At 64.0% G+C, this 20,278-nt stretch carries 19 protein-coding genes and 1 pseudogene; 15 read left to right on the forward strand and 5 right to left on the reverse strand.

Annotated features, from left to right (window positions below; genetic code table 11):
• Nucleotides 1-180 precede the first annotated feature (180 nt).
• The 6 genes from phnL (at nucleotide 181) to phnE (ACIU1A_RS23805) (ending at nucleotide 5,989) form a co-directional block, all read left to right on the forward strand.
• Nucleotides 181-888, forward strand: a complete 708-nt coding sequence (gene phnL, locus ACIU1A_RS23780) for a phosphonate C-P lyase system protein PhnL (RefSeq protein WP_404925425.1) — start codon at nucleotides 181-183, stop codon at nucleotides 886-888.
• Nucleotides 885-1,502: a DapH/DapD/GlmU-related protein gene (locus tag ACIU1A_RS23785; protein ID WP_404925426.1), complete on the forward strand. Its 618-nt coding sequence runs from the start codon at nucleotides 885-887 to the stop codon at nucleotides 1,500-1,502. Before phnL ends, ACIU1A_RS23785 begins: the two co-directional genes overlap by 4 nt.
• Before the next feature lie 261 nt (nucleotides 1,503-1,763).
• Nucleotides 1,764-2,612: a phosphonate ABC transporter ATP-binding protein gene (gene phnC / locus ACIU1A_RS23790; protein WP_140500368.1), complete on the forward strand. Its 849-nt coding sequence runs from the start codon at nucleotides 1,764-1,766 to the stop codon at nucleotides 2,610-2,612.
• A gap of 91 nt (nucleotides 2,613-2,703) precedes the next feature.
• The gene (gene phnD / locus ACIU1A_RS23795) at nucleotides 2,704-3,612 is read left to right on the forward strand and encodes a phosphonate ABC transporter substrate-binding protein (protein WP_224681368.1); all 909 of its coding nucleotides are present in this window, start codon (nucleotides 2,704-2,706) and stop codon (nucleotides 3,610-3,612) included.
• Between the two features lie 58 nt (nucleotides 3,613-3,670).
• On the forward strand, nucleotides 3,671-4,627 hold the full coding sequence (gene phnE, locus ACIU1A_RS23800) for a phosphonate ABC transporter, permease protein PhnE (RefSeq protein ID WP_404925427.1): 957 nt from the start codon (nucleotides 3,671-3,673) through the stop codon (nucleotides 4,625-4,627).
• A gap of 3 nt (nucleotides 4,628-4,630) precedes the next feature.
• Complete coding sequence (phnE, locus tag ACIU1A_RS23805) at nucleotides 4,631-5,989, forward strand: phosphonate ABC transporter, permease protein PhnE (RefSeq protein WP_404925428.1); 1,359 nt, start codon at nucleotides 4,631-4,633, stop codon at nucleotides 5,987-5,989.
• A 345-nt stretch (nucleotides 5,990-6,334) separates the two neighbouring features.
• On the opposite strand, the gene ACIU1A_RS23810 is transcribed toward phnE (ACIU1A_RS23805), so the two are convergent.
• Genes ACIU1A_RS23810 through ACIU1A_RS23820 form a run of 3 tightly spaced genes read right to left on the reverse strand, consistent with a single transcriptional unit; the run spans nucleotide 6,335 to nucleotide 9,525 of the window.
• Nucleotides 6,335-7,186 (reverse strand): sugar phosphate isomerase/epimerase, encoded by an 852-nt coding sequence (locus ACIU1A_RS23810; RefSeq protein WP_140657240.1) that lies wholly within the window; start codon nucleotides 7,184-7,186, stop codon nucleotides 6,335-6,337.
• Between the two features lie 34 nt (nucleotides 7,187-7,220).
• Nucleotides 7,221-8,414, reverse strand: a complete 1,194-nt coding sequence (locus ACIU1A_RS23815) for a Gfo/Idh/MocA family protein (protein WP_404925429.1) — start codon at nucleotides 8,412-8,414, stop codon at nucleotides 7,221-7,223.
• A 55-nt stretch (nucleotides 8,415-8,469) separates the two neighbouring features.
• On the reverse strand, nucleotides 8,470-9,525 hold the full coding sequence (locus ACIU1A_RS23820) for a sugar phosphate isomerase/epimerase (protein ID WP_140513799.1): 1,056 nt from the start codon (nucleotides 9,523-9,525) through the stop codon (nucleotides 8,470-8,472).
• A 399-nt stretch (nucleotides 9,526-9,924) separates the two neighbouring features.
• Here ACIU1A_RS23820 and ACIU1A_RS23825 point away from each other — a divergent pair, with 399 nt between their 5' ends.
• Genes ACIU1A_RS23825 through ACIU1A_RS23845 form a run of 5 tightly spaced genes read left to right on the forward strand, consistent with a single transcriptional unit; the run spans nucleotide 9,925 to nucleotide 14,174 of the window.
• The gene (locus ACIU1A_RS23825) at nucleotides 9,925-10,812 is read left to right on the forward strand and encodes a sugar phosphate isomerase/epimerase (RefSeq protein WP_140513800.1); all 888 of its coding nucleotides are present in this window, start codon (nucleotides 9,925-9,927) and stop codon (nucleotides 10,810-10,812) included.
• A 56-nt stretch (nucleotides 10,813-10,868) separates the two neighbouring features.
• On the forward strand, nucleotides 10,869-12,038 hold the full coding sequence (locus tag ACIU1A_RS23830; protein ID WP_140500381.1) for a mandelate racemase/muconate lactonizing enzyme family protein: 1,170 nt from the start codon (nucleotides 10,869-10,871) through the stop codon (nucleotides 12,036-12,038).
• A 2-nt stretch (nucleotides 12,039-12,040) separates the two neighbouring features.
• On the forward strand, nucleotides 12,041-12,757 hold the full coding sequence (locus ACIU1A_RS23835; RefSeq protein ID WP_140513801.1) for a FadR/GntR family transcriptional regulator: 717 nt from the start codon (nucleotides 12,041-12,043) through the stop codon (nucleotides 12,755-12,757).
• Between the two features lie 5 nt (nucleotides 12,758-12,762).
• A complete protein-coding gene (locus ACIU1A_RS23840) occupies nucleotides 12,763-13,743 on the forward strand; it encodes a hydroxyacid dehydrogenase (RefSeq protein ID WP_140500385.1) in 981 nt (326 codons plus the stop codon).
• A 41-nt stretch (nucleotides 13,744-13,784) separates the two neighbouring features.
• Nucleotides 13,785-14,174, forward strand: a complete 390-nt coding sequence (locus tag ACIU1A_RS23845) for a hypothetical protein (RefSeq protein WP_404925430.1) — start codon at nucleotides 13,785-13,787, stop codon at nucleotides 14,172-14,174.
• 18 nt (nucleotides 14,175-14,192) lie between these two features.
• Here the strand turns inward: ACIU1A_RS23845 and ACIU1A_RS23850 are convergent, their stop codons facing one another.
• A complete protein-coding gene (locus ACIU1A_RS23850; RefSeq protein ID WP_404925431.1) occupies nucleotides 14,193-15,488 on the reverse strand; it encodes an amidase in 1,296 nt (431 codons plus the stop codon).
• 120 nt (nucleotides 15,489-15,608) lie between these two features.
• Between ACIU1A_RS23850 and ACIU1A_RS23855 the strand changes: the two are divergent.
• Nucleotides 15,609-15,955 (forward strand): annotated as a pseudogene (locus ACIU1A_RS23855) (GFA family protein).
• 120 nt (nucleotides 15,956-16,075) lie between these two features.
• Here the strand turns inward: ACIU1A_RS23855 and ACIU1A_RS23860 are convergent.
• Nucleotides 16,076-17,290 carry an MFS transporter gene (locus tag ACIU1A_RS23860; RefSeq protein ID WP_140664932.1) on the reverse strand — a complete coding sequence of 405 codons (1,215 nt, stop codon included), beginning with the start codon at nucleotides 17,288-17,290 and terminating at the stop codon, nucleotides 16,076-16,078.
• A gap of 91 nt (nucleotides 17,291-17,381) precedes the next feature.
• Here ACIU1A_RS23860 and ACIU1A_RS23865 point away from each other — a divergent pair, with 91 nt between their 5' ends.
• The 3 genes from ACIU1A_RS23865 (at nucleotide 17,382) to ACIU1A_RS23875 (ending at nucleotide 20,023) form a co-directional block, all read left to right on the forward strand.
• Nucleotides 17,382-18,368, forward strand: coding sequence for an AraC family transcriptional regulator (locus ACIU1A_RS23865; RefSeq protein WP_404925432.1), 987 nt, complete (start codon nucleotides 17,382-17,384; stop codon nucleotides 18,366-18,368).
• A gap of 162 nt (nucleotides 18,369-18,530) precedes the next feature.
• Nucleotides 18,531-19,445 carry an AraC family transcriptional regulator gene (locus ACIU1A_RS23870; RefSeq protein WP_404928008.1) on the forward strand — a complete coding sequence of 305 codons (915 nt, stop codon included), beginning with the start codon at nucleotides 18,531-18,533 and terminating at the stop codon, nucleotides 19,443-19,445.
• Between the two features lie 146 nt (nucleotides 19,446-19,591).
• Nucleotides 19,592-20,023 carry a DUF4437 domain-containing protein gene (locus tag ACIU1A_RS23875; RefSeq protein ID WP_404925433.1) on the forward strand — a complete coding sequence of 144 codons (432 nt, stop codon included), beginning with the start codon at nucleotides 19,592-19,594 and terminating at the stop codon, nucleotides 20,021-20,023.
• Nucleotides 20,024-20,278 lie beyond the last annotated feature (255 nt).

A 20,278-nucleotide genomic window follows, 5' to 3' on the forward strand; every position in this document is an offset into this window, starting at 1 on the left:
TCCTGCCGGACATCTCCCCCTCAAGGGGGAGATTAGCAGTTTCGATGCCTCGCCTATTCTTCAAAACAATGGATTGGCGAGGCGATGGGCGAATTTCGATCTCCCCCTTGAGGGGGAGATGGCCGGCAGGCCAGAGGGGGGCGCTGTCCCGCAAACGAGTGACGATTGGAGTACCTTCTGATGCCGACGCCTCTCGTTGTCTCCGACGTCGCCAAGAGCTTCACCATGCATCTGCGCGACGGCATCAAACTGCCTGTCGTCGCCGGTGTCTCCTTCTCGATCCGCGCCGGTGAATGCACCGTGCTCGGCGGCCCGTCCGGGGCCGGCAAGAGCTCGATCCTGAAGATGCTCTACGGCAATTACGCCGTCGACGAAGGCCAGATCATCGTCACGCACGAAGACGGGCTGATCGACCTTGCCAGCGCCAGCCCGCGCACCGTGCTTGCCGTGCGCCGCCAGACCATCGGCTATGTCAGCCAGTTCCTGCGCACCGTGCCCCGCGTATCGGCGCTCGACGTCGTCGCTGAGCCGCTCGTAGAGCGCGGTGAGGATCGCGAAGCAGCAAGAAGCAAGGCGCGCGCCTTGCTGGCGCGGCTCAATCTGCCGGAAAAACTCTGGGCATTGCCGCCGGCGACCTTCTCCGGCGGCGAGCAGCAGCGCGTCAATATCGCGCGTGGCTTCATCACCGAGCACCCGATCCTGCTGCTCGACGAGCCGACCGCTTCGCTCGACGCAAGGAACCGCGATGTGGTGATCGAACTCATCGCCGCCAAGAAAACGGCAGGCGTCGCCCTGCTCGGCATCTTCCACGACCATGATGTGCGCGAAGCGGTTGCCGACCGCATCATCGACGTCACCGCCTTCGCCCCGGGAAAGCTCGCCGCATGAGCAGGAAATTGTCGGAGACGCCGCTGGTCCATCCGACGGCGGAGGTGCAGAATTCGACGCTCGGCCGCTGGACCGAAATCGCCGACCGCTGTCGGGTTTCGGAAAGCGAACTCGGCGACTATTCCTACGTGATGCAGGACTGCGCCGTCTGGTGCGCGACGATCGGCAAATTCTCCAACATCGCGGCAAGCGTGCGCATCAACGCCACCAACCACCCGATCTGGCGACCGACGCTGCACCATTTCACCTACCGCGCATCGGACTATTGGGACGATGCCGAACACGAGAGCGAATTTTTCGCTGAGCGCCGCGCCAGGCGCGTCACAATCGGCCACGACACATGGCTTGGCCATGGCTCGACAGTCCTGCCCGGCATCACCGTCGGCGATGGCGCCGCGGTCGGCGCCGGAGCGGTGGTATCGAAGGATGTCGCTCCCTACACCATCGTCGCCGGCGTGCCGGCAAAGCCGATCCGCGAGCGCTTCGACCGCCGCACCGCCGAGCGCTACCAGGCGCTTGCCTGGTGGGATTGGGACCATGCGAGGCTGCGCGCCGCACTCGACGATTTCCGTCAGCTCGAGGCCGAAGCTTTCCTGGAAAAATACGGTGGATGACGGTGGTGAATGGAATAGGGCTGCTCACTATTCGCATTCCTTACATAGAGTTCGGGCAGGGGGCTGTCTTCTCAAGCCGCCTGCCTTCCGCAGCTTCAGGGACATGGAAGCACTTCGAGGAACTGATTGGTCCTGGCCTGATCGCGCACGACACGGCTGTGGGTGGTAACAAAACTGACATCAATCCGACACCGCAGGTTCATGGCGCTGCGCTAGCGAGGGTCAACAGGACCTTCAACCGCGACTGGACGGGAACGCACCATGTCAGCCACGCTCGAAATCCGCGGCGTCACCCGACGATTTGGCAAGAACACCGCCGTCAACGATGTCAGCATCTCGATCCCGCAGGGTCAGATGGTCGGCGTTATCGGCCGTTCCGGCGCCGGCAAGTCGACCCTTCTGCGTATGATCAACCGCCTCATCGATCCCAGCCATGGATCGATTTTCTTCGACGGCGCCGAGGTCTCGCAATTGCGCGGTTCGCCGCTCAGGCGCTGGCAGCGCGACTGCGCCATGATCTTCCAGCAATTCAACCTTGTGCCGCGCCTCGACGTGCTGACCAATGTGCTGCTCGGCCGGCTGAACCATCGTCCGACCCTGTCGAACCTTTTCGGCATGTTCTCGCGAACCGAATGTGCGCAGGCGGTCGCCGCCCTCGAGCGGCTCGACATCGCCCGTACCGCGCTGCAGCCCGCCGGCACCTTGTCGGGCGGCCAGCAGCAGCGTGTCGCCATTGCCCGCGCCATGATGCAGCAGCCCCGGGTGATCCTGGCCGACGAGCCGATCGCCTCGCTCGACCCGCTCAATGCCAAGGTGGTGATGGATTCGCTGCAGGACATCAATTTGCGCGAGGGCATCACCGTGGTCACCAACCTGCACACGCTGGACACAGCCCGCACCTATTGCAACCGCATCATCGGCATGGCCGCGGGCAAGGTCGTGTTCGACGGGCCGCCGGAGGAGCTTAACCGCGAGGCCGTCCGTCTCGTCTATGGCGCCGACAGCAATGGCGGCGAAATCTCCGAGGCCATCACCTCGACCAGCGTTGCCTTCAAGCAAAAAATCGCCGCATCCGCCGGACCGCTCGAACCCGCATTCCCGGGTTACTGAGAGCGACCTGGATCGCCAGCCCGCGTCAGGGCACCCGTCAAAATCACCAACGCCGCCGGCGCGGGGCCGGAACCTACAGGAGAGAAATCAGATGTTCAGGAAAATGGTTTTTGGCGCCGTTTCGGTGCTTGCAATGGCCACCGGCGCGGCGCATGCCGCCGATATGAAGGAATTCCGCGTCGGCATCCTCGGCGGCGAGAACGAAACCGACCGGCTGCGCAACTACCAGTGCCTGGCCGATCACCTGAAGGCCGAATTCGGCTTCGAGAAGGTCTCGCTGTTCCCGGCCGCCGACTATGACGGCGTCATCCAGGGACTTCTCGGCGGCACGCTCGACTTCGCCGAACTCGGCGCTTCCGGTTACGCCAGCGTGGTCCTCAAGGATCCCAAGGCGGTAACCCCGATCCTCACAACCCAGCAGACCGACGGCGCGACCGGCTACTATTCGATCGGCCTGGCGCTGAAGTCCTCCGGCATCACGGACATCAAGTCGGCCAAGGGCAAGAAGCTCGGTTACGCCGATCCGGATTCGACCTCCGGCTATCTGATCCCGCTGACGCAGATTCCGAAGGACACGGGCGCGTCGAACGAGACCTTCTTCGCCTCGACCCAGTTCAATGGCGGCCATGAGAACAATGTGCTCGCCGTGCGAGACGGCAAGGTCGACGTGGCCGTGGACGATTCCTCCGGCATCGGCGACTTCAAGGACGGCTACACCTCCGGCACCTTCCACAAGGAAGTCGCCAAGGGCGCCGTCGACCCCAACGACTTCGTCGAGGTCTGGCGCTCGGGCCTGATCCCGAACGGTCCGCTGGTCGTGCGCACGGCGCTCGGCGACGAGATGACGGCCAAGCTGGCGGCCTTCTTCACCGACCTGCCCAAGAAGGACAAGGCTTGCTTCGAAGGCGTCGAAGGCGGTGATTTTACCGGCTACGTTCCGGTGAAGGCGGATTTCTATAACGTCATCGTCGAAGCCCGTAAGGCAGCCATCGGCGGCTAAAGGCAGAAATCAGGAAGGGCGGCGCCGAGAAAACGCCGCCCTTCTTGCATCTCCGACCATGACCCTTTCCCTGACAGCTCCTTCCGGCGCCACGCACCAGATGGCCGACGCCTGGCGTCGCCAGACCTCCTTGCGCCGGCTCTACACCGCCATCGGCGTCGGCCTGTTGTTGGTCGCACTCGGCGGCACCATGTGGTTTGCCGACGAGGCCAATGCCGGGCACTTCTTCGACCGGCTGCCGCATATTCTGGATTTCCTGAGCTGGCTCGTTCCCAAGGACTGGAACGATGTCTGGCGGGCGCTGTTCGACATCGCCTCCCCGCATGACACCGGCACGCAGGAATTCAACTTTCCGCTCGGCCGCGCCTATGTCTGGGGCGGTTTCTACATCCCGGAATATTTCGAGCTGATGCTGACCACGCTTAACGTGGCGCTGGTCTCGACATCAATTGGTTTCGTCTTCGCCGTGCCGTTCTCCTTCATCGCGGCGCGCAACCTGACGCCGCATCCGCTGCTGCGGCTTGTCGTCAAGCGCTTCATGGAACTGCTGCGGGCCTTTCCCGAGATCGTCATCGCCGGCCTGTTCGCGGCCATCGTTTCGATAGGTCCGATCGCCGCCATCATCGCCATCGGCCTGCATTCGATCGGCGCGTTGGGCAAGCTGTTCTACGAGATCAACGAGAACATCGACATGCGCGCCGAGGAAGGCCTGCGGGCCGTCGGCGCCAACTGGTTCGAACGGGTGCGCTTTGCCGGCCTGCCGCAGGTGCTGCCCAATTTCATGTCCTATACGCTGCTCAGGATCGAGATCAACGTGCGCATCTCCACCATCATGGGCGCGGTCGGCGGCGGCGGCATCGGCGAGGAGCTGAAGCTGTCGATCTCGCGCGGCTTCGGCGCCAAGACGATAGCCTTGGTGCTGCTCCTGTTCACGACCATCTTCATCGTCGACCAGTTCTCCGCCTGGCTGCGCCGCAAGCTGGTCGGCGAACAAGCCTTTGTGATGAGCGCCTGATCCATGACCGCCGCCGAAATTCAGTCGATCGAGGACCGCTTCCCGCAAGTGTTCCGCCGGCCGTTCCACAGGCGCTTCGGGCCGCTGCTGCTGCTTGGCGGCATCTTGCTCTACCTCCTCTACGCGCTGTGGTTCTTCAATCTGCCGCAAGTGCTGCGGGAATCGCATTGGGAGCGACTGCCGCTGTTCCTGACCCAGTGGATCAGCCACGACGTGCAGCCAATCTTCCGCCTCGATGAGCCTGAGATAACGGCCAAATACCCCCGCTTTTCTGTACTCGGCCCCAATCCCCACCCGGATTGGGTCAAGACCAACGCCGACGGTTCGGTGACGGTCCTGATCGACGGCACGGCCAAGTCGGTCACCTTCGACAAGGCACGAGCGACGCTCGTCGCCGCTGGGACGAGCGTGGCGGTGGCGCTGGACAGCGGCAAGCCGCTGGTCTCGGGACCTGTTCCCGACTGGGTCACCGTGCATGAGGATGAGGTCGTCGCCGACATGGGCTTCGCCGGCGAGGTCCGCGTCGCCCCCGATCGCGTCAGGATCCGCAAGCGCTTTCTCGGCTGGGCGAACTTCGTCTTCGACACACGCTCGCCCTTCTTCGGAAAATCGCCCGGCGAAGTGATATCGCTGATCACATCGGGGCCCGAGCTGAAACCGGGCACCTCCAATCTGGCGCTCGCCGGCGACAACATCTGGAACAATGCGCAGTGGCAGCATGGCGATGTCTGGACAAAGCTGTTGCAGACCATCGTCATGGCCTTTCTCGGCACCGCGCTCGGCGGCATCGTCGCCTTCCCGCTCGCCTTCTTCGCCGCCCGCAACATCACCCCCAACCGGCTGGTCAACCAGCTGCTCAAGCGCTTCTTCGACTTCATGCGCTCCATCGATATGCTGATCTGGGCACTGTTCTTCACGCGCGCCTTCGGACCGGGTCCGCTGGCCGGCAGCGCCGCGATCTTCTTCACCGAGATCGGCACGCTCGGCAAAACCTATTCCGAGGCGCTGGAGAACATCGATGACAAGCCGCGCGAAGGTGTTGTGTCGACAGGCGCCAACCGTCTTCTGGTGCAGCGCTACGGCGTGCTGCCGGAAGTGGTGCCGGTGTTCATCAGCCAGACGCTCTATCAGTGGGAATCCAACACCAGGGGCGCGACCATCATCGGCGCCGTCGGTGCCGGCGGCATCGGCCTGAAACTGTGGGAAGCGATGCGCACCAATTCCAACTGGGCCAACGTCTTCTACATGGTGCTGCTGACGCTGGTCGTGGTCTTCATCTTCGACAACATTTCCAATTTCCTGCGCCGCAGGCTGAGCCGGACGATTCACGACTACAACAGGTTGCAGGCCGAACTGGGTTAACCTTATGACGCATAGCGCGGGCATCGTATGGTGCCGCGCCAAGGGTCGACCCCCACTCCGTCGAGCTGCGCTCGACACCTCTCCCCCGATCGACGGGGGAGAGGAAAGCGCCAGGGCGTCCTGGCCGATCCTAGGCGGAGGCTTCTTTCTATCCCGAGCCACCGGGGCCCTTTCCTCTCCCTCCGGAGGGGGAGGTGGCTCGGCGAAGCCGAGACGGAGTGGGGGAACCACCTGGCAACCGCTGCGAACGTATGGAAAATGGGCCAGGCGCAATCATCGTCTCGCCTTGCGCCAAGGGTCGCCGACGCAGGTCTTGTTTGCGTCACTATCGCCCGACCAAGGCACCTAGGCGGCCTTCTTCCACCCGTTCTTGATATGCTTATATCCATCCCGATAAACCGCTTCCGGGCTCTCGGAAAAATCGCGCCACACCTTGGTCGCCGCCGCAAGATCCTTCAGCGAACGTCCAAACGCCTCGATCGTCAGCCAGTCGTCGTAGCCGCTCTTGCGGATGGCCGAGAATGTTTCCTTCCAGGGGATGTTGCCACGACCCGGCACGCCGCGATCGTTCTCCGATATATGGATATGCACGACATTCCTGCGATGCTTCGTATAGGCGCCGATCGGGTCGGCCTCCTCGATATTGGCGTGGAAGGTGTCGTACATCGCCTTGATGTGCGGCCGGTCGATGGCATCGACATGCTCCGACAGGTCGGCCATGGTGTTGAGGAGATAGCATTCGAAGCGGTTGAGCGCCTCGAGCCCGATGGTGACGTTCCTCTTGCCGGCATGATCGCCTATGGCGCGCTGCGAGGCGACGGAGCGTTTCTTCTCGGCCGCGGTCGGGCCGGATCCGGAAAAGGCGCCGAGCGTCGAATGCAAGGGGCCGCTCAGCGTTCTGGCCCCGAGGGCGTCTGCGCAATCGATCGCCCATTTCATGTAGTCGACACCGGCCTTGCGCGTTGCCGCATCGGCCGAGATCAGGTTCATCGCCGGATCGCCCATCGCTGAAACGGCGGTCCGTTCAAGCCCTATGCGATCGAGCAGCTCGCCCAATTTCCTGTAGTCGTCCGGCATGCCGGCAAAGATCGGTATCTCGACGCCGTCGAAGCCGGTGGCCTTGATGTCGCGAAGCAATGGCTCGTGCTTCTTCGATACGGCCGTCGTCCACAAGAACATGCACATGCCGATTTTCATCGACGCCCCTCCCCCAAATGATCCCCCCGCGAGATCAAATTTGAAGTTTCGTCCACACTCCATTCTTTTTCGACGATTTCACGCAGGCCTCGATGAAGGCCATGCCCTCGACGCCGTCCTGAATGGTCGGGAACACGACGTCCTTGGCAGGTTTGCCGCCCTTGCGCCGCGCGGCGCGGATGGCGCGTGCGGCCTCCTGGTAGATGTTGGCGAAGCCTTCGAGATAGCCTTCGGGATGACCGGAGGGAACGCGGCTGACACGGCCCGCCACCGGCAGCGCGCCGGCGCCGTTGCGGGTGATCAGCTGCTTGGGCTGGCCGAACGGCGTATACCAGAGATAGTTCGGGTCGGCCTGCACCCATTCCAGCCCGCCCTTCGAACCATAGATGCGCAGCTTCAGCCCGTTCTCATGGCCGGGCGCCACCTGGCTTGCCCAGATCATGCCTTTTGCCGCATGCGTCTTGCCGACCGGCTTGAAGCGCAGCATGACGTTGACATTGTCGTCGAGCTGCCGTCCCGGCACGAAGGCGTCGAGATCGGCCGACAGAGTGTCGAGTTCCAGCCCGGAGACAAAGCGCGCAAGATTGTAGGCATGCGTGCCGATGTCGCCGAGCGCGCCGCCGGCGCCGGCCTGCTTGGGGTCGGAACGCCACGCCGCCTGTTTTTGACCGGTGGCGGCAAGGTCCTCCGTCAGCCAGTCCTGCGGATATTCCGACTGCACGATGCGGATGTCGCCGAGCACGCCCTTGGCCACCATCTCGCGCGCCTGGCGGATCATCGGATAGGCGGTGTAATTGTGGGTCAGCACGAACACCTTGCCGGTCTTCTCGACGATCGCCGCGAGCTTCTTTGCCTCGGCCAGCGTCGTCGCCAGCGGCTTGTCGCAGATGACATGGATGCCGGCTTCAAGAAACGCCCTGGCCGCCGGCACATGCACATTGTTCGGAGTGACGATGGCCACCGCCTCGATGCCATCCGGGCGCTTTGCCTCGGCCTTGGCCATCTCGGCATAGGACGCGTAGCTGCGCGAAGGGTCGAGCCCGAGCTCGGCGGCAGAGGCCTTGGCGCGCGCCGGATCGGACGACAGCGCGCCGGCGACCAGCACGAACTCATTGTCCATGCGCGCCGCGATCCGATGCACCGCGCCGATGAATGCGCCTTGCCCGCCGCCGACCATGCCATAGCGGATCGGGCCGCCTCCCGCTTCCGACTTCGATGCACCGACCATGTCGTCTCCCTCGTGTCTGAGATACCTCCCCCTCGAGGGAGAGGGAAAACCCGTGCTAGATTCCCATCATGGCGCGCAGCACCTTCTTATCCGTGGCACCGCCGGCGAAATCGTCGAACGCCTTCTCCGTCACCCGGATGATGTGGTGCTGGATGAAGGGCGCGCCTTCGGCCGCGCCGTCCTCCGGATGCTTCAGGCAGCACTCCCACTCCAGCACCGCCCAGGAATCATAATTGTACTGCGTCAGCTTGGAGAAGATGCCGCCGAAATCCACTTGTCCGTCGCCGAGCGAGCGGAAGCGGCCGGCGCGGTTCGTCCAGCTCTGGTAGCCGGAATAGACGCCTTGCCGCCCGGTCGGGTTGAACTCGGCGTCCTTGACGTGGAAGGCCTTGATGCGCTCGTGGTAGATGTCGATGAATTCGAGATAGTCGAGCTGCTGCAACAGGAAGTGCGACGGATCGTAATTGATGTTGCAGCGCTTGTGGCCGCCGACCGCGTCGAGGAACATCTCGAACGTCGCCCCGTCGAACACATCCTCGCCGGGATGGATTTCGTAGCCGACGTCGACGCCATTGTCCTCATAGACATCGAGGATCGGCTTCCAGCGCTTGCCTAGTTCTGCGAACGCCTCTTCGATCAATCCGGCCGGCCGCTGTGGCCAGGGATAGAGGTAGGGGAAAGCCAGAGCGCCGCTGAAGCTCACGGAGACGTCGAGCCCGAGATTGCGCGACGCCTTGGCCCCGAACTGCATCTGTTCGACCGCCCATTGTTGCCGCGCTTTGGGGTTGTTGTGCACCGAAGCCGGCGCAAAGCCGTCGAATTGCGCGTCATAGGCCGGATGCACCGCCACCAATTGCCCCTGCAGATGCGTCGACAGTTCGGTGATCTCGACGCCGGCGTCGGCACAGATGCCCTTCACCTCGTCGCAATAGGCCTTGGAAGACGCAGCCTTCTGGAGGTCGAATAAGCGCGCGTCCCAGGTCGGGATCTGCACGCCCTTATAGCCGAGGCCGGCCGCCCATTTTGTGATCGATGCAAGCGAATTGAACGGCGCTGCATCGCCCGCGAACTGCGCCAGGAACAGTCCAGGGCCCTTCATCGTCGTAGGCATCGGCATCCTCCCTCATTGTTGTCGCGCCCGAGCATAGCGCCGATTGAAGACAGGGCCAGCCACTTTGGTCTGTTCTCAACGGTCACTTGCATGCATTGTCATTCTGGTATTACCAAACGTGGCGATTTGGTCAAGCCTTGCCACTCACATTCAGAGCCCTCCACCGTGCCACGGGAGGGCAGCATAGTCCAATATAATCAATGGAGTAATCCAGACATCAAGTTGCCATCGCACAGTTCTTGCCGCGCGTGGGAAATTGCTGTAGACCTCGTCTTGGGCCCAATTGGTCGAACCAGTTTGCGAAGAAATGCTGGAACGCCTTGGGGAGGAACCGTCCGTCACATCCGGTGACGGCATGTTGCAGGCGAACCATTAGGGACGATCCGGGAAGGACAGACCATGCATCTTTCGACGCACAACTGGATGCGCGCGGAACCGTTGGAGACGACGCTCAAGCGCATCAAGAAATTCGGCTATGAGTCGATCGAGATTTCCGGCGAGCCCGACCAATACAAGACCAAGGAGACGCGCGCGCTCCTGAAGGAGCACGGCATACGCTGCTGGGGCGCCGTGACCTTGATGCTGGGCGAACGCAACCTTGCCGCCCGGGACCAGGGCCAGCGCGAGCGCTCCGTGCAATACGTCAAGGACGTGTTGACCATGGTCAGCGAACTCGACGGCGAGATCATCACGCTGGTTCCCGCGACCGTCGGCAAGGTCGTGCCGGACGGCACCGAGGAAGAGGAATGGAAGTGGGTGGTCGATGCCACCAGGGAGTGCTTCACCCACGCCAAGAAGGTCGGCGTCAAGATCGCGGTCGAGCCACTCAACCGTTTCGAGACCTACCTGTTCAATCGCGGCGCCCAGGCCTTGGCGCTGGCCGACGCGGTCAGCCCGGAATGTGGCGTCTGCCTGGACGCCTACCACATCCATATGGAGGAATTTAACGTTTACGACGCGATCCGTAAGGTCGGAAAGCGCCTGTTCGACTTCCATGTCGCCGACAACAACCGCTTCGCCGCAGGCCTCGGCCAGATCGACTGGCCGAAGATCGTGGCGACCTTGCGGGAGGTCGGCTATGACGGGGCGCTGACCAACGAGTTCGTCGCGCCTGTCGACCGCACACCGGCCGCGCCCTACCCCGACATGGTCGAACGCCACCCGGTCGACATCTCGCCCGAGCAGCTCAAATTCATCCAGGATCACGGCTCCAGCGTGCTGACGGAAAAGTTCTACACCGACCAGATGCGGATCACTGCCGAAACGTTGCTGCCGCTGATCAAGTAGCCGATCCGATTGGGAATGAGCCCTCCCGCCATCCGGCGGCAGGGCCGGGGAAGACCATGCGCATCAAAAGCGTCCAGGCCTGGTGGATTCGCATACCGATCGAGGCGGCCAAGCAGCACCGCAGCGATTTCGGTCAGGTGACGACCTTCGACGCCGCCATCCTGCGCATCGAAACCGATGACGGGCTGGTCGGCTGGGGCGAAGGCAAGAACGCCGCCGGCAGCGCCGGCAGCTATGGTGCGCTCGTCCATATGCTGAACCGCGAGGTCGGGCCGCAGCTCGTCGGCCGCGATCCGGCCGATATCGGCATCATCTGGGAAATGCTCTACAATGGCGTGCGCCACGACAGCGCGGCGCGCGCCGGCCATGCCATGCCGCAGCTGGCGCGGCGCGGCATGAGCGTGGCCGCCATCAGCGCCGTCGACATCGCGCTCTGGGACATACTGGGCAAATCGCTCGGGCAGCCGGTCTGGCGGCTGATCGGTGGGCGCAAGCTCGATCGCATGCCGGCCTACGCCTCGGGTGGCTGGGCGTCCGCCGACGCGATCGGCGACCAGCTCAAATCCTATGTCGCCAGGGGCGGCTTCAAGGCGCTGAAGATGCGCATCGGCGCCATGGATGGCGCCGCGCATGTGTCGGCCGCTCGCGTTCGCGCCGCCCGTGAGGCGCTCGGCCCCGACGTCGAGTTGATGGTCGACGCCCATGGCACCTATACGGTGGCGGAGGCCAAGCGTTTCATCCATCTCGCCGGCGATCTCGACCTTGCCTGGTTCGAGGAGCCGGTGATCGCCGACGACAAGTCCGGCCTTGCCGAAGTCCGTGCCTCCGGCGCCATACCGATCGCCACCGGCGAAAGCGATGCGACCCGCTATGCCTTCCGCGACCTCGCCGTGCTCAAGGCCGCCGACATCTTCCAGCCCGATCCCGCCTTCTGCGGCGGCATCAGCGAGGCCATGAAGATCGGAACCATCGCCAGCGCCTTCAACCTGCGCTTTGCGCCGCATCTATGGGCCGGCGCGCCCTGCTTCTTCGCCGGGCTGCATGTCTGCGCCGCCTCGCCGTCGAGCTTCACCGTCGAATATTCGCTCGGTGCCAATCCGATGATCCACGACCTTGTCGAAGAGACTGTCGAAGCCAGGGACGGTATGATAGCGATCCCCGAAAAACCCGGATTGGGATTCACCATTTCGGAGCGATTCCTGGAGGCGCACGCGCAACGCAATTGACGATGAAAGAAAACAACCTTCTCGCGGAGCTTGCCGCCTATCTGTTCTCCCATTCCGACAAGGAGACGGGCCGAACCCCGTCGGAACGCGAACTGGCGGAGCATTTCGGCGTCAGCCGCGGCCAGATCCGCGAGGCGCTGGCCATTCTCGAGGCCATGCGCATCGTCGAGCGCAGGGCCAAGTCCGGCATCTATATCGACACCAAGCAGGCCAGCGTCGAGGCGCTGGCGCTGTTCGCGCGCGCCGGCCTGCCGCTCGATCCCTTGCAGATCTACGAGACGGTCGAATTGCGCAAGATCCATGAGATCAAGGCGGCCGAACTTGCATGCTCGCGTGCCACCGAGGAGAATTTCGAACGGTTGCGCGAGATCCTGAAGGCCTCGGAAGAACGCATCGCGGCAGGCGAAGGCCTCGCCAAGGAGGACCGCGAATTCCATCTCGAGATCGTGCGCGCCACCAAGAATGGCGTCTTCCACAACATCTGCAGCGTTTACTATTTGATGGGCGAGCAGCGCCTGCCGATCTACTTCAACGATCCGGAGCGCAGCGTGCGCTCGCATGCCGAACACATCCAGATATACGAGGCGCTGCTGCGGCGCGACGGCAATCTCGCCCAGGCGCTGATGAGCGCCCACCTGCAGGGCGCGGAAAGCTACTGGAAGGGGCTGATCGAAGGCCTCGGGGCGGCGCCGCAAAACCCGACGCTCGAACAGGCCTGACGGGGATGACGCGCATCCTGTCGACGCACAGACTGCATCCGCGCGCCGCGGCCATGCTGGCGGGGGCGGGTGAGCTTGTCGTCGCCTCGGCCATCGATCCGGGCACGCTGGCCGCCGAGGCGAGGAATGCCGACATCGTCATTGTGCGCGCGCCCCTGCCGCCACTGTTGTTCGAGGGTGCCACCAGGTTGCGGGCAGCGATCCGCCATGGCGCCGGGCTCGACATGATCCCGATGGAAGCAGCGACCGCGGCAGGTGTGCTGGTCGCCAACGTGCCGGCGGTCAACGCACGCTCGGTGGCCGAGCATGTGATGTTTGCAGCCCTCGCCCTGCTTCGGCAGTTTCGTGTCGTCGACCGCGACCTGCGCGCCAAGGGTTGGCTTGCCGGTCGCGAGCACGCCAATTCCAACATCGAGCTCGCCGGCAAGACGATCGGCATCGTCGGTCTCGGCGCCGTCGGACAGGCCGTTGGCCATATCGCCGCGCATGGATTCGACCTGAAAGTGGTGGCAACGACCCGCAGCATGCAGCCGGCACCGGACAAGGTCGGCTTCCTGTCGATCGACGCGCTGGTCGAGCAGAGCGACATCATCGTCCTGTGCTGTCCGCTGACGCCGGAAACGCGCGGCCTGATCAGCCGCGAACGCATATCGCGCATGAAACCCAACGCGCTGCTGATCAACGTGTCGCGCGGGCCCGTCGTCGATGACGACGCGCTGATCGAGGCCTTGCGGGAGCGCCGCATCGGCGGTGCCGCGCTCGACGTGTTCTCGACGCAGCCGCTGCCACCGGATCATCCCTATTTCAGCTTCGACAACGTCGTCATCACCCCGCACATGGCCGGCATCACCGAGGAATCGATGATGCGCATGGGCGTTGGCGCGGCCGGCGAGGCCCTGCTGGTGCTGGCAGGCAAATTGCCGGTCAATCTGCGCAACCCGGAAGTGGTCGGGCACTATCGGCGACGGTTTCCCGCCGACAGCTAGACCATCGCCGTTTCGCCCCAATTCTTCGCGACGCTGGAGCCATGTCCGTTCTCCGCCTCGCATTCCTTTGCCTTGCCACCACTTCAGCGGGCCTGCTGCCCTCGCTCGCCGCGGCCGAAAGCAGCTATGTCTATTGCGACAACGGGCTGCGCTGCTTCAAGGCTCCCTGCCCATCGAACAGCGTGCTCGACCTCGCCACCGGCAAGATCATCAAGGGCGTGTCGATCGACACCGGCGGATTGCCGACGAAGGACAAGGCGATGGTCGAGGCGTCGGCTGCGCTCTCTGCCGGCAAGATTGTCGTCAGGGGATCGATCGAGCGACGCACCCAGACCATCACCGGCAAGCAATACAGCCTGCCGTGGCTGATCGCGACGGCCGTCGAGCGCGCCGCCAAGGACAGCGAACGCAAGCACTGCTCTTCACACTGACATTCGGTTCAGTCCCGATCAGCCGCCCAGCAATCTCTCCACTTCAGCGGCGATGCTCAGCAGACGGCGGTCATGGCCGTGGCGCGCCACCAGCATCAAGCCGGCCGGCAGCGCCATGCCTGGTATCGGCAGCGAGATCGCGCAGAGATCGAACTGGTTGGCCACCTGCGTGTTGCGCAGCAGCAGGCCCTCCGTGCGATCGCGCAGACCGGCATCTTGCGCCAGGGAGACGATGGTCGGCGCTGTCACCGGCGTGGTTGGCAGGGCCAGCACATCGACCGACGTCAGCCGCTCATCCGTGGCGGCGGCCAACGCAGCACGGCGACGCAGTGCCCTGATGTAAACCGGGGTCGGCAGCATTGCCGCCCGCGACAAGGGTCCGCTCACATGCGGGTCAACCGGCACCGGAGCGCCTGCCGCCAACCAGTCTGCATGCACTTCAGCCCCTTCCATCGCGGCGATCGAACCACGTTTTGTGACCGCGCGAAGGTCCGCGATCAGGTCGTCGATCGACAGGTCCGCGACCCGTGCGCCGGCCTGCTCGATCTTGCCGAGGCAGCGCTCGAACGCTGCTGCCACCGCGCCTTCAGTCTCTCCGAAAAGCACGCCGCGCGGGAGACCGATGCGCAGCCCCGCAAGGGCGAGTGGCGCCGGCAGCGCCAAGTCCTCGCCCGCCATCACCGCATCGGCTGCGGCGCATTGCGCCACGGTGCGGGCGAGCGGGCCGACCGAGTCCAGCGTGGCCGACAGCGGAAAGGCGCCTGTGAGCGGCACCCGCCGCGCCGTCGGCTTGAAGCCGACGACGCCGTTGAGTGCCGCCGGAATACGGATCGACCCGCCGGTGTCGGAACCAATGGAGATTTCGCTCGTCCCCTCGCCGACGGAAACGCCGGCGCCCGAGGAAGACCCGCCGGGAATGCGGTCGGCATCGGTCGCGTTGCCAGGCGTGCCATAGTGCTGGTTGTCGCCGATGGCGGTAAAGGCGAACTCGGTCATGTTGGTCTTGCCGATGATCACCGCGCCGGCTTGCCGCAGCCGACGCACAATCATGGCGTCGCCAATTGCCGGCGCAGCATCCTTGAGCAGCAGTGATCCGGCCGTGGTCGCCTCGCCGCAGACATCGAACAGGTCCTTGATCGAAATGATCGTTCCGTCGAGCGGTCCGAGCCTCACGCCGGCCCTCCGCCGCGCGTCGGAGGCATCGGCTGCGGCTCGCGCGGCTTCGGTATAGAGTTTCGTGAACACACGTTCTTCACCGGCACGGGCGGCGAGACGCGCAAGGATAGTTTCCAGGTGATCGCGGACGGATTGCATCTTCGGTGTCGGACTCCGGACCTCTGGGACGTCTTAAGCTTAGCAGCCAGCGCGTGGCGTGCCGAGACTTAACCCGGTGCGGGCGGTTTTGCACCCCTGGCGGACGCAAGGAAGAAAACGATGCTCTACAAAGGCAGCTGTCATTGCGGCAAGGTCGCCTTCGAGTTCGAGGCGGAACTGACCGGAGCCGTGCGGTGCAATTGCTCGATCTGCTCGCGCAAGGGCGCCTTGCTGTGCGCCGTTCCGCATCAGGCGCTGCGGGTGCTGGCCTGGAGCGACGAGATCGGCACCTACACATTCGGCAACCGCGCCATCGCGCACCGCTTCTGTCGCACCTGCGGCATCCATCCTTTCGCCGAGGATGTGCGCGGGGGAGTGAACGCAGCGCCTACATCAACGTCAACTGTGTCGCCGATGTCGATCCGTCCGCCTTGTCGATCTTCGACTTCGATGGGCGTTCAGCCTGAATTTCGCCGGCAGCCTGCCGCGTCTGCCTGTCAGCGACGCCGCCATCGCAAAGGCAACGGCCCGAGAACCATGATGGTTCTCGGGCCGTTGCGCAAGTCAGGGATGGTTGTCGGGAGAGCCTACTCGGCGCGTTTTGGGCCGAGCAGAAACACCACGACTGCCGCCAGCAAAGTCGCCACGCCGCAATAGGCGAAGGCACTGGCGACGCCGGCATGATCGACCAGCAGGCCGCCAAAGACGGCGCCGAGCGCAATCGCCACCTGGAAGGTGGAGACCATCAGGCCGCCGGCGCTCTCGGCTTGATCGGGCGCGGCCCGCACCAGCCATGTCTGCAGCCCGACCGGCACCGCGCCGAAGGCAAAGCCCCAGGCCGCCACGGCGGCGGCGGCGATCGCCGGCGAGGCGCCGAAGACCAGCATCGAGGCGGCGGCCACTGCGATCAGCAGGGGTGCCAGCGCGACGGCGGCCTTGAGATTGCGTTCGGCCAGGATGCCGCCGGCGATATTGCCGAAGAAGCCGCCTATGCCATAGGCCAGGAGCACCAGCGAGATTGTCTCGATGCCGAGCATCGGGATCTTCTCGAGGAAGGGGCGCACATAGGTGAAGCCGGCAAAGTGCCCCGAAGCGACCAGCAGCACGACCAGCAGCGCCACCCTGATCGACGGGCGCTCCAGCACCTCGAGCAAAGTGCGGAAACTTGCCACGCCCATCGGCGGCAGTTTCGGAATGGTGGCCACCTGCACCAACAACGCCAGCGCAGCGACGACCGTGGCGATCATGAAAGCCGTGCGCCAGCCCCAGATATCACCGACATAGGCGCCGACAGGGGCGGCGGTGACGGTGGCCAGCGAAACGCCGGTCAGGATGATCGACATGGCGCGTGGCATCAACCGCATCGGCACCAGCCGCAACGCCATGGCCGCCGACATAGCCCAGAAGCCGCCGAGTGCAACGCCGAGCACGACGCGGGCAAGCAGAAGCATGGACAGCGACGAGGCAAAGGCGGCCAAAAGGTTCGAGGCGATCAGAAACGCGGTCAGCATCCACATCACCAGCCTGCGGTCCATGCGCCGTGTTATGATCGCCATCGTGGGAGCGGCAATGGCGCCGACGATCGCGGTCGCGGTGACCGCCTGTCCCGCAACGCCTTCGCTGACGCCGAGATCGCTCGCCATCGGCGTCAACAGGCTGGCGGGCAGGAATTCCGCCGTAACGAGACCGAAAACACCAAGCGCCAGCGAGACGACGGCGCCCCATGCCGGCTCGGTTCGTTCCTCCTGATCGACAGTGTTCAATAGGGCGGCGTCGACGACGCCCGTCGCGGGTTCGGCCATGGTCAGTCTCCGATGAAGTTGCAGCGCAACATTTGGCTGCACTGCAACATAGGGAGTGACGACCTGGAGTTTCCATGCTAGAAACACCATTATGTTTGACCGTTCGTCCAAAATTTCGACCACTGGCGATCCGCTGACCGACATATTGCGCGGGCTGCGTCTCGACGGCGTCGACTACGCCCGTTGCGAAATGCGGGAGCCTTGGGGCGTCCAGTTTCCGGCCCAGGCAGCGGCGCGATTCCACTTCATCGGCCGCAAGGGCTGCTGGCTGATGCAGCCCTCGGGCGAGTGGGTCGAGCTCAAGGCGGGCGACGCGGCGCTGCTGCCGCGTGGCGCAGCGCATGTGCTGGCAAGCGAACCGGGCACCAAGGCTTGGCCGATCCAGGGCTACGCGGCCGAAGAAGTCTGCAAGAACGTCTATTGCATGTCCAATGAAGCCATGTGCCCCGATGGTCGCTGTCCGGGCACGCTGCTGTTTTTTGGCAGCATGTACTTCAACATCGATGGCCTACATCCCCTGCTCGGCATGATGCCTGATGTCATGCGCGCGCATGAACTCGAAGCTTATGAGCCGGGTATTCCGCATCTCCTGGACTCGATGGCGCGTGAAGTGACGATGGAGCGCGTCGGCTCCGGCGGCATTCTGGCGCGGCTCGCCGACGTCCTTGCCGCCACCGTGATCCGCTCATGGGTCGAGCGCGGCTGCGGCGATTCAAGCGGTTGGATCGCGGCGGTCAGGGATCCCGACATCGGGCGCGTTCTGGCCGCCATCCATCTCGAACCGGACCGCGACTGGACCGTCGAGGCGCTCGCCAGGATGATGGGCGCCTCGCGATCGGGCTTTGCCGAGCGTTTTGCCACCATTGTCGGCGAGACGCCGGCCAGGTACGTCACCCAGGTGCGCATGCACCAGGCCCGACAATGGCTGGTGCGCGATCGCCAGAAGATTTCCGTCGTCGCCACACGCCTGGGTTATGAGTCGGACGCCGCCTTCAGCCGGGCCTTCAAGCGCGTCATCGGCTCGGCTCCCAGCCACCTGCGTGCCGAGGAACATGCTGAGATCCGCCAGGCCGGCTGAAGCGGCAGGCCGTGACTCCAGGCTGGAGCAATTCCGTCCGGAATTGCCCGAAGAGGTACAGCAGTTCAGCGTTTCCGTGGGACGCTGAACTGCTGTAGGAATCGGCATGGACTTGACCTCGCCCAACGACACTGTGCCGGCCCCGGGGGTGCGTTGACCGAGATGTTGCGCGCGCTGCGCCTCGAGGGCGTCGACTATGGCCGCTGCGAACTGGGCGCGCCTTGGGCCGTGCTCTTTCCGGTGCAGAAGGCGGCGCGGTTTCACTTCATCGGCCGTGCCGGATGCTGGCTGCTTTCGCCACCAGGCGAATGGATGGAACTGAAAGCCGGCGATGCATTGCTGTTGCCGCGCGGCGCCGAGCATATCCTTGCCAGCGCACCCGGTGTACAAGCCGAACCGCTCGAAAGCTACAGCGTCGAGCCCCTGCAGGACAATGTCTACGCCGTCTCGAACGGCGGCCATGGTGCAAAAACGCTGCTGTTCTGCGGCAGCATGCACTTCAACCACGATGGCTCGCATCCACTGCTGGCCATGATGCCGGATATGCTGCGCGCGAAGGAGCTGATGGCCGGCGAGCCAGGCATCCCGCATTTGCTGGAAGCCATGGCCGACGAGGCGACGAGGAACCGGGCCGGCTCCGGCATGATGCTGGCGCGGCTGGCCGATGTATTGGCCGCAGCCATCATCCGCTCCTGGGTGGAGAACAGCGCCGGTGACATCACGGGTTGGATCGCGGCGATCAAGGATCGGGACATCGGCCGCGTGCTGGTCGCCATTCATCGGCAGCCTGACAGGAACTGGACCGTCGAAGCGCTGGCCCGCGAGATGGGCGCCTCACGGTCGGCTTTTGCCGAACGTTTCACGGCCGTCGTCGGAGAGACGCCGGCAAAATATGTCGCCGGGGTGCGCATGCATCAGGCAAGACGGTGGCTCGAGGAAGAAGGGATGCGGGTGTCGGTGATCGCCGCCAGATTGGGCTACGATTCGGAAGCGTCGTTCAGCCGGGCCTTCAAGCGCATCGTCGGCAGCGCGCCCAGCCATTTGCGCGCCGCGGGCGGCGCCTCGGCAAAAGGCTAAATCAACGCTGTTTGCAGTGGCGATTTCCGGCCTGGATGAATTGCCAAGTGTTCCGGACAGAATGCCATTCCCGGCTTGGCCATTTGCAATAGCTTGTCATCCAACAGACGAGCGCCGGCGGCAAGTCGGCCCGAAGAGGAGAAGCGATGCCAAGTCACTTAAAAATCCTGACGCTGGCCGCAATGCTCACTGTCCCCGGCCGTGCCTCCGCCCTTGAGGACAGCTATCTGCCGGCCAACAAGATTCCCTATGTTTCCGAGGCGCCGGACCAACCGCAGCGTCTCGGACCGCTATGGGGAGAAAGGGCCAAGGGCCCCGCGGGTACCTTGCTGAAAGTCCCGGGCAACTGGCACGCCCCTGTTCATGCGCACACCGCCGATTATCGCGCCGCGGTGATCCAGGGCCTATGGGCGCACTGGCAGATGGACGGCGGCGAGGCGAGCAAGGTCGAGCTGCCTCCCGGATCCTACTGGACCCAGAAGGCCAATGAGATGCATGCCGACGCCTGCCTCTCGGACACGGAATGCGTGATCCTGCTGATCAACACCGAGCCCTATGAGACCTATCTGCCGAAGTAGAGGTGCGGGACGGCTGTCCGGCCGGCATTGCTGCGGGGGCTCAGAACTCGGGTTAACAAGACCTGACCACAGCCAGTCCCGCTGTGCCAGTTTCCCATGATAGGAATTTTTTCTTGACTGGGTGAAGGCAACTATGGTAGATATTTGGTTATGGTGCTGAGTTGCGCCAGGGACCCGCCGCACAGGCGGGTTTTTCCGTTCAAGGCTTCATCAACAGCGCACCGACGAAGGCTCCGGAGGGACCCGTTAACCCGG

The organism is Mesorhizobium maamorense (assembly GCF_044998965.1).
In the GTDB taxonomy this organism is placed as follows: Bacteria; Pseudomonadota; Alphaproteobacteria; order Rhizobiales; family Rhizobiaceae; genus Mesorhizobium.

Coding starts and splice junctions, on each gene's coding strand:
- phnL (WP_404925425.1), top strand. CDS start 181: ATGCCGACGCCTCTCGTTGTCTCCGACGTCGCCAAGAGCTTCACCATG.
- ACIU1A_RS23785 (WP_404925426.1), top strand. CDS start 885: ATGAGCAGGAAATTGTCGGAGACGCCGCTGGTCCATCCGACGGCGGAG.
- phnC (WP_140500368.1), top strand. CDS start 1,764: ATGTCAGCCACGCTCGAAATCCGCGGCGTCACCCGACGATTTGGCAAG.
- phnD (WP_224681368.1), top strand. CDS start 2,704: ATGTTCAGGAAAATGGTTTTTGGCGCCGTTTCGGTGCTTGCAATGGCC.
- phnE (WP_404925427.1), top strand. CDS start 3,671: ATGACCCTTTCCCTGACAGCTCCTTCCGGCGCCACGCACCAGATGGCC.
- phnE (WP_404925428.1), top strand. CDS start 4,631: ATGACCGCCGCCGAAATTCAGTCGATCGAGGACCGCTTCCCGCAAGTG.
- ACIU1A_RS23810 (WP_140657240.1), bottom strand. CDS start 7,186: ATGAAAATCGGCATGTGCATGTTCTTGTGGACGACGGCCGTATCGAAG.
- ACIU1A_RS23815 (WP_404925429.1), bottom strand. CDS start 8,414: ATGGTCGGTGCATCGAAGTCGGAAGCGGGAGGCGGCCCGATCCGCTAT.
- ACIU1A_RS23820 (WP_140513799.1), bottom strand. CDS start 9,525: ATGCCTACGACGATGAAGGGCCCTGGACTGTTCCTGGCGCAGTTCGCG.
- ACIU1A_RS23825 (WP_140513800.1), top strand. CDS start 9,925: ATGCATCTTTCGACGCACAACTGGATGCGCGCGGAACCGTTGGAGACG.
- ACIU1A_RS23830 (WP_140500381.1), top strand. CDS start 10,869: ATGCGCATCAAAAGCGTCCAGGCCTGGTGGATTCGCATACCGATCGAG.
- ACIU1A_RS23835 (WP_140513801.1), top strand. CDS start 12,041: ATGAAAGAAAACAACCTTCTCGCGGAGCTTGCCGCCTATCTGTTCTCC.
- ACIU1A_RS23840 (WP_140500385.1), top strand. CDS start 12,763: ATGACGCGCATCCTGTCGACGCACAGACTGCATCCGCGCGCCGCGGCC.
- ACIU1A_RS23845 (WP_404925430.1), top strand. CDS start 13,785: ATGTCCGTTCTCCGCCTCGCATTCCTTTGCCTTGCCACCACTTCAGCG.
- ACIU1A_RS23850 (WP_404925431.1), bottom strand. CDS start 15,488: ATGCAATCCGTCCGCGATCACCTGGAAACTATCCTTGCGCGTCTCGCC.
- ACIU1A_RS23860 (WP_140664932.1), bottom strand. CDS start 17,290: ATGGCCGAACCCGCGACGGGCGTCGTCGACGCCGCCCTATTGAACACT.
- ACIU1A_RS23865 (WP_404925432.1), top strand. CDS start 17,382: ATGTTTGACCGTTCGTCCAAAATTTCGACCACTGGCGATCCGCTGACC.
- ACIU1A_RS23870 (WP_404928008.1), top strand. CDS start 18,531: ATGTTGCGCGCGCTGCGCCTCGAGGGCGTCGACTATGGCCGCTGCGAA.
- ACIU1A_RS23875 (WP_404925433.1), top strand. CDS start 19,592: ATGCCAAGTCACTTAAAAATCCTGACGCTGGCCGCAATGCTCACTGTC.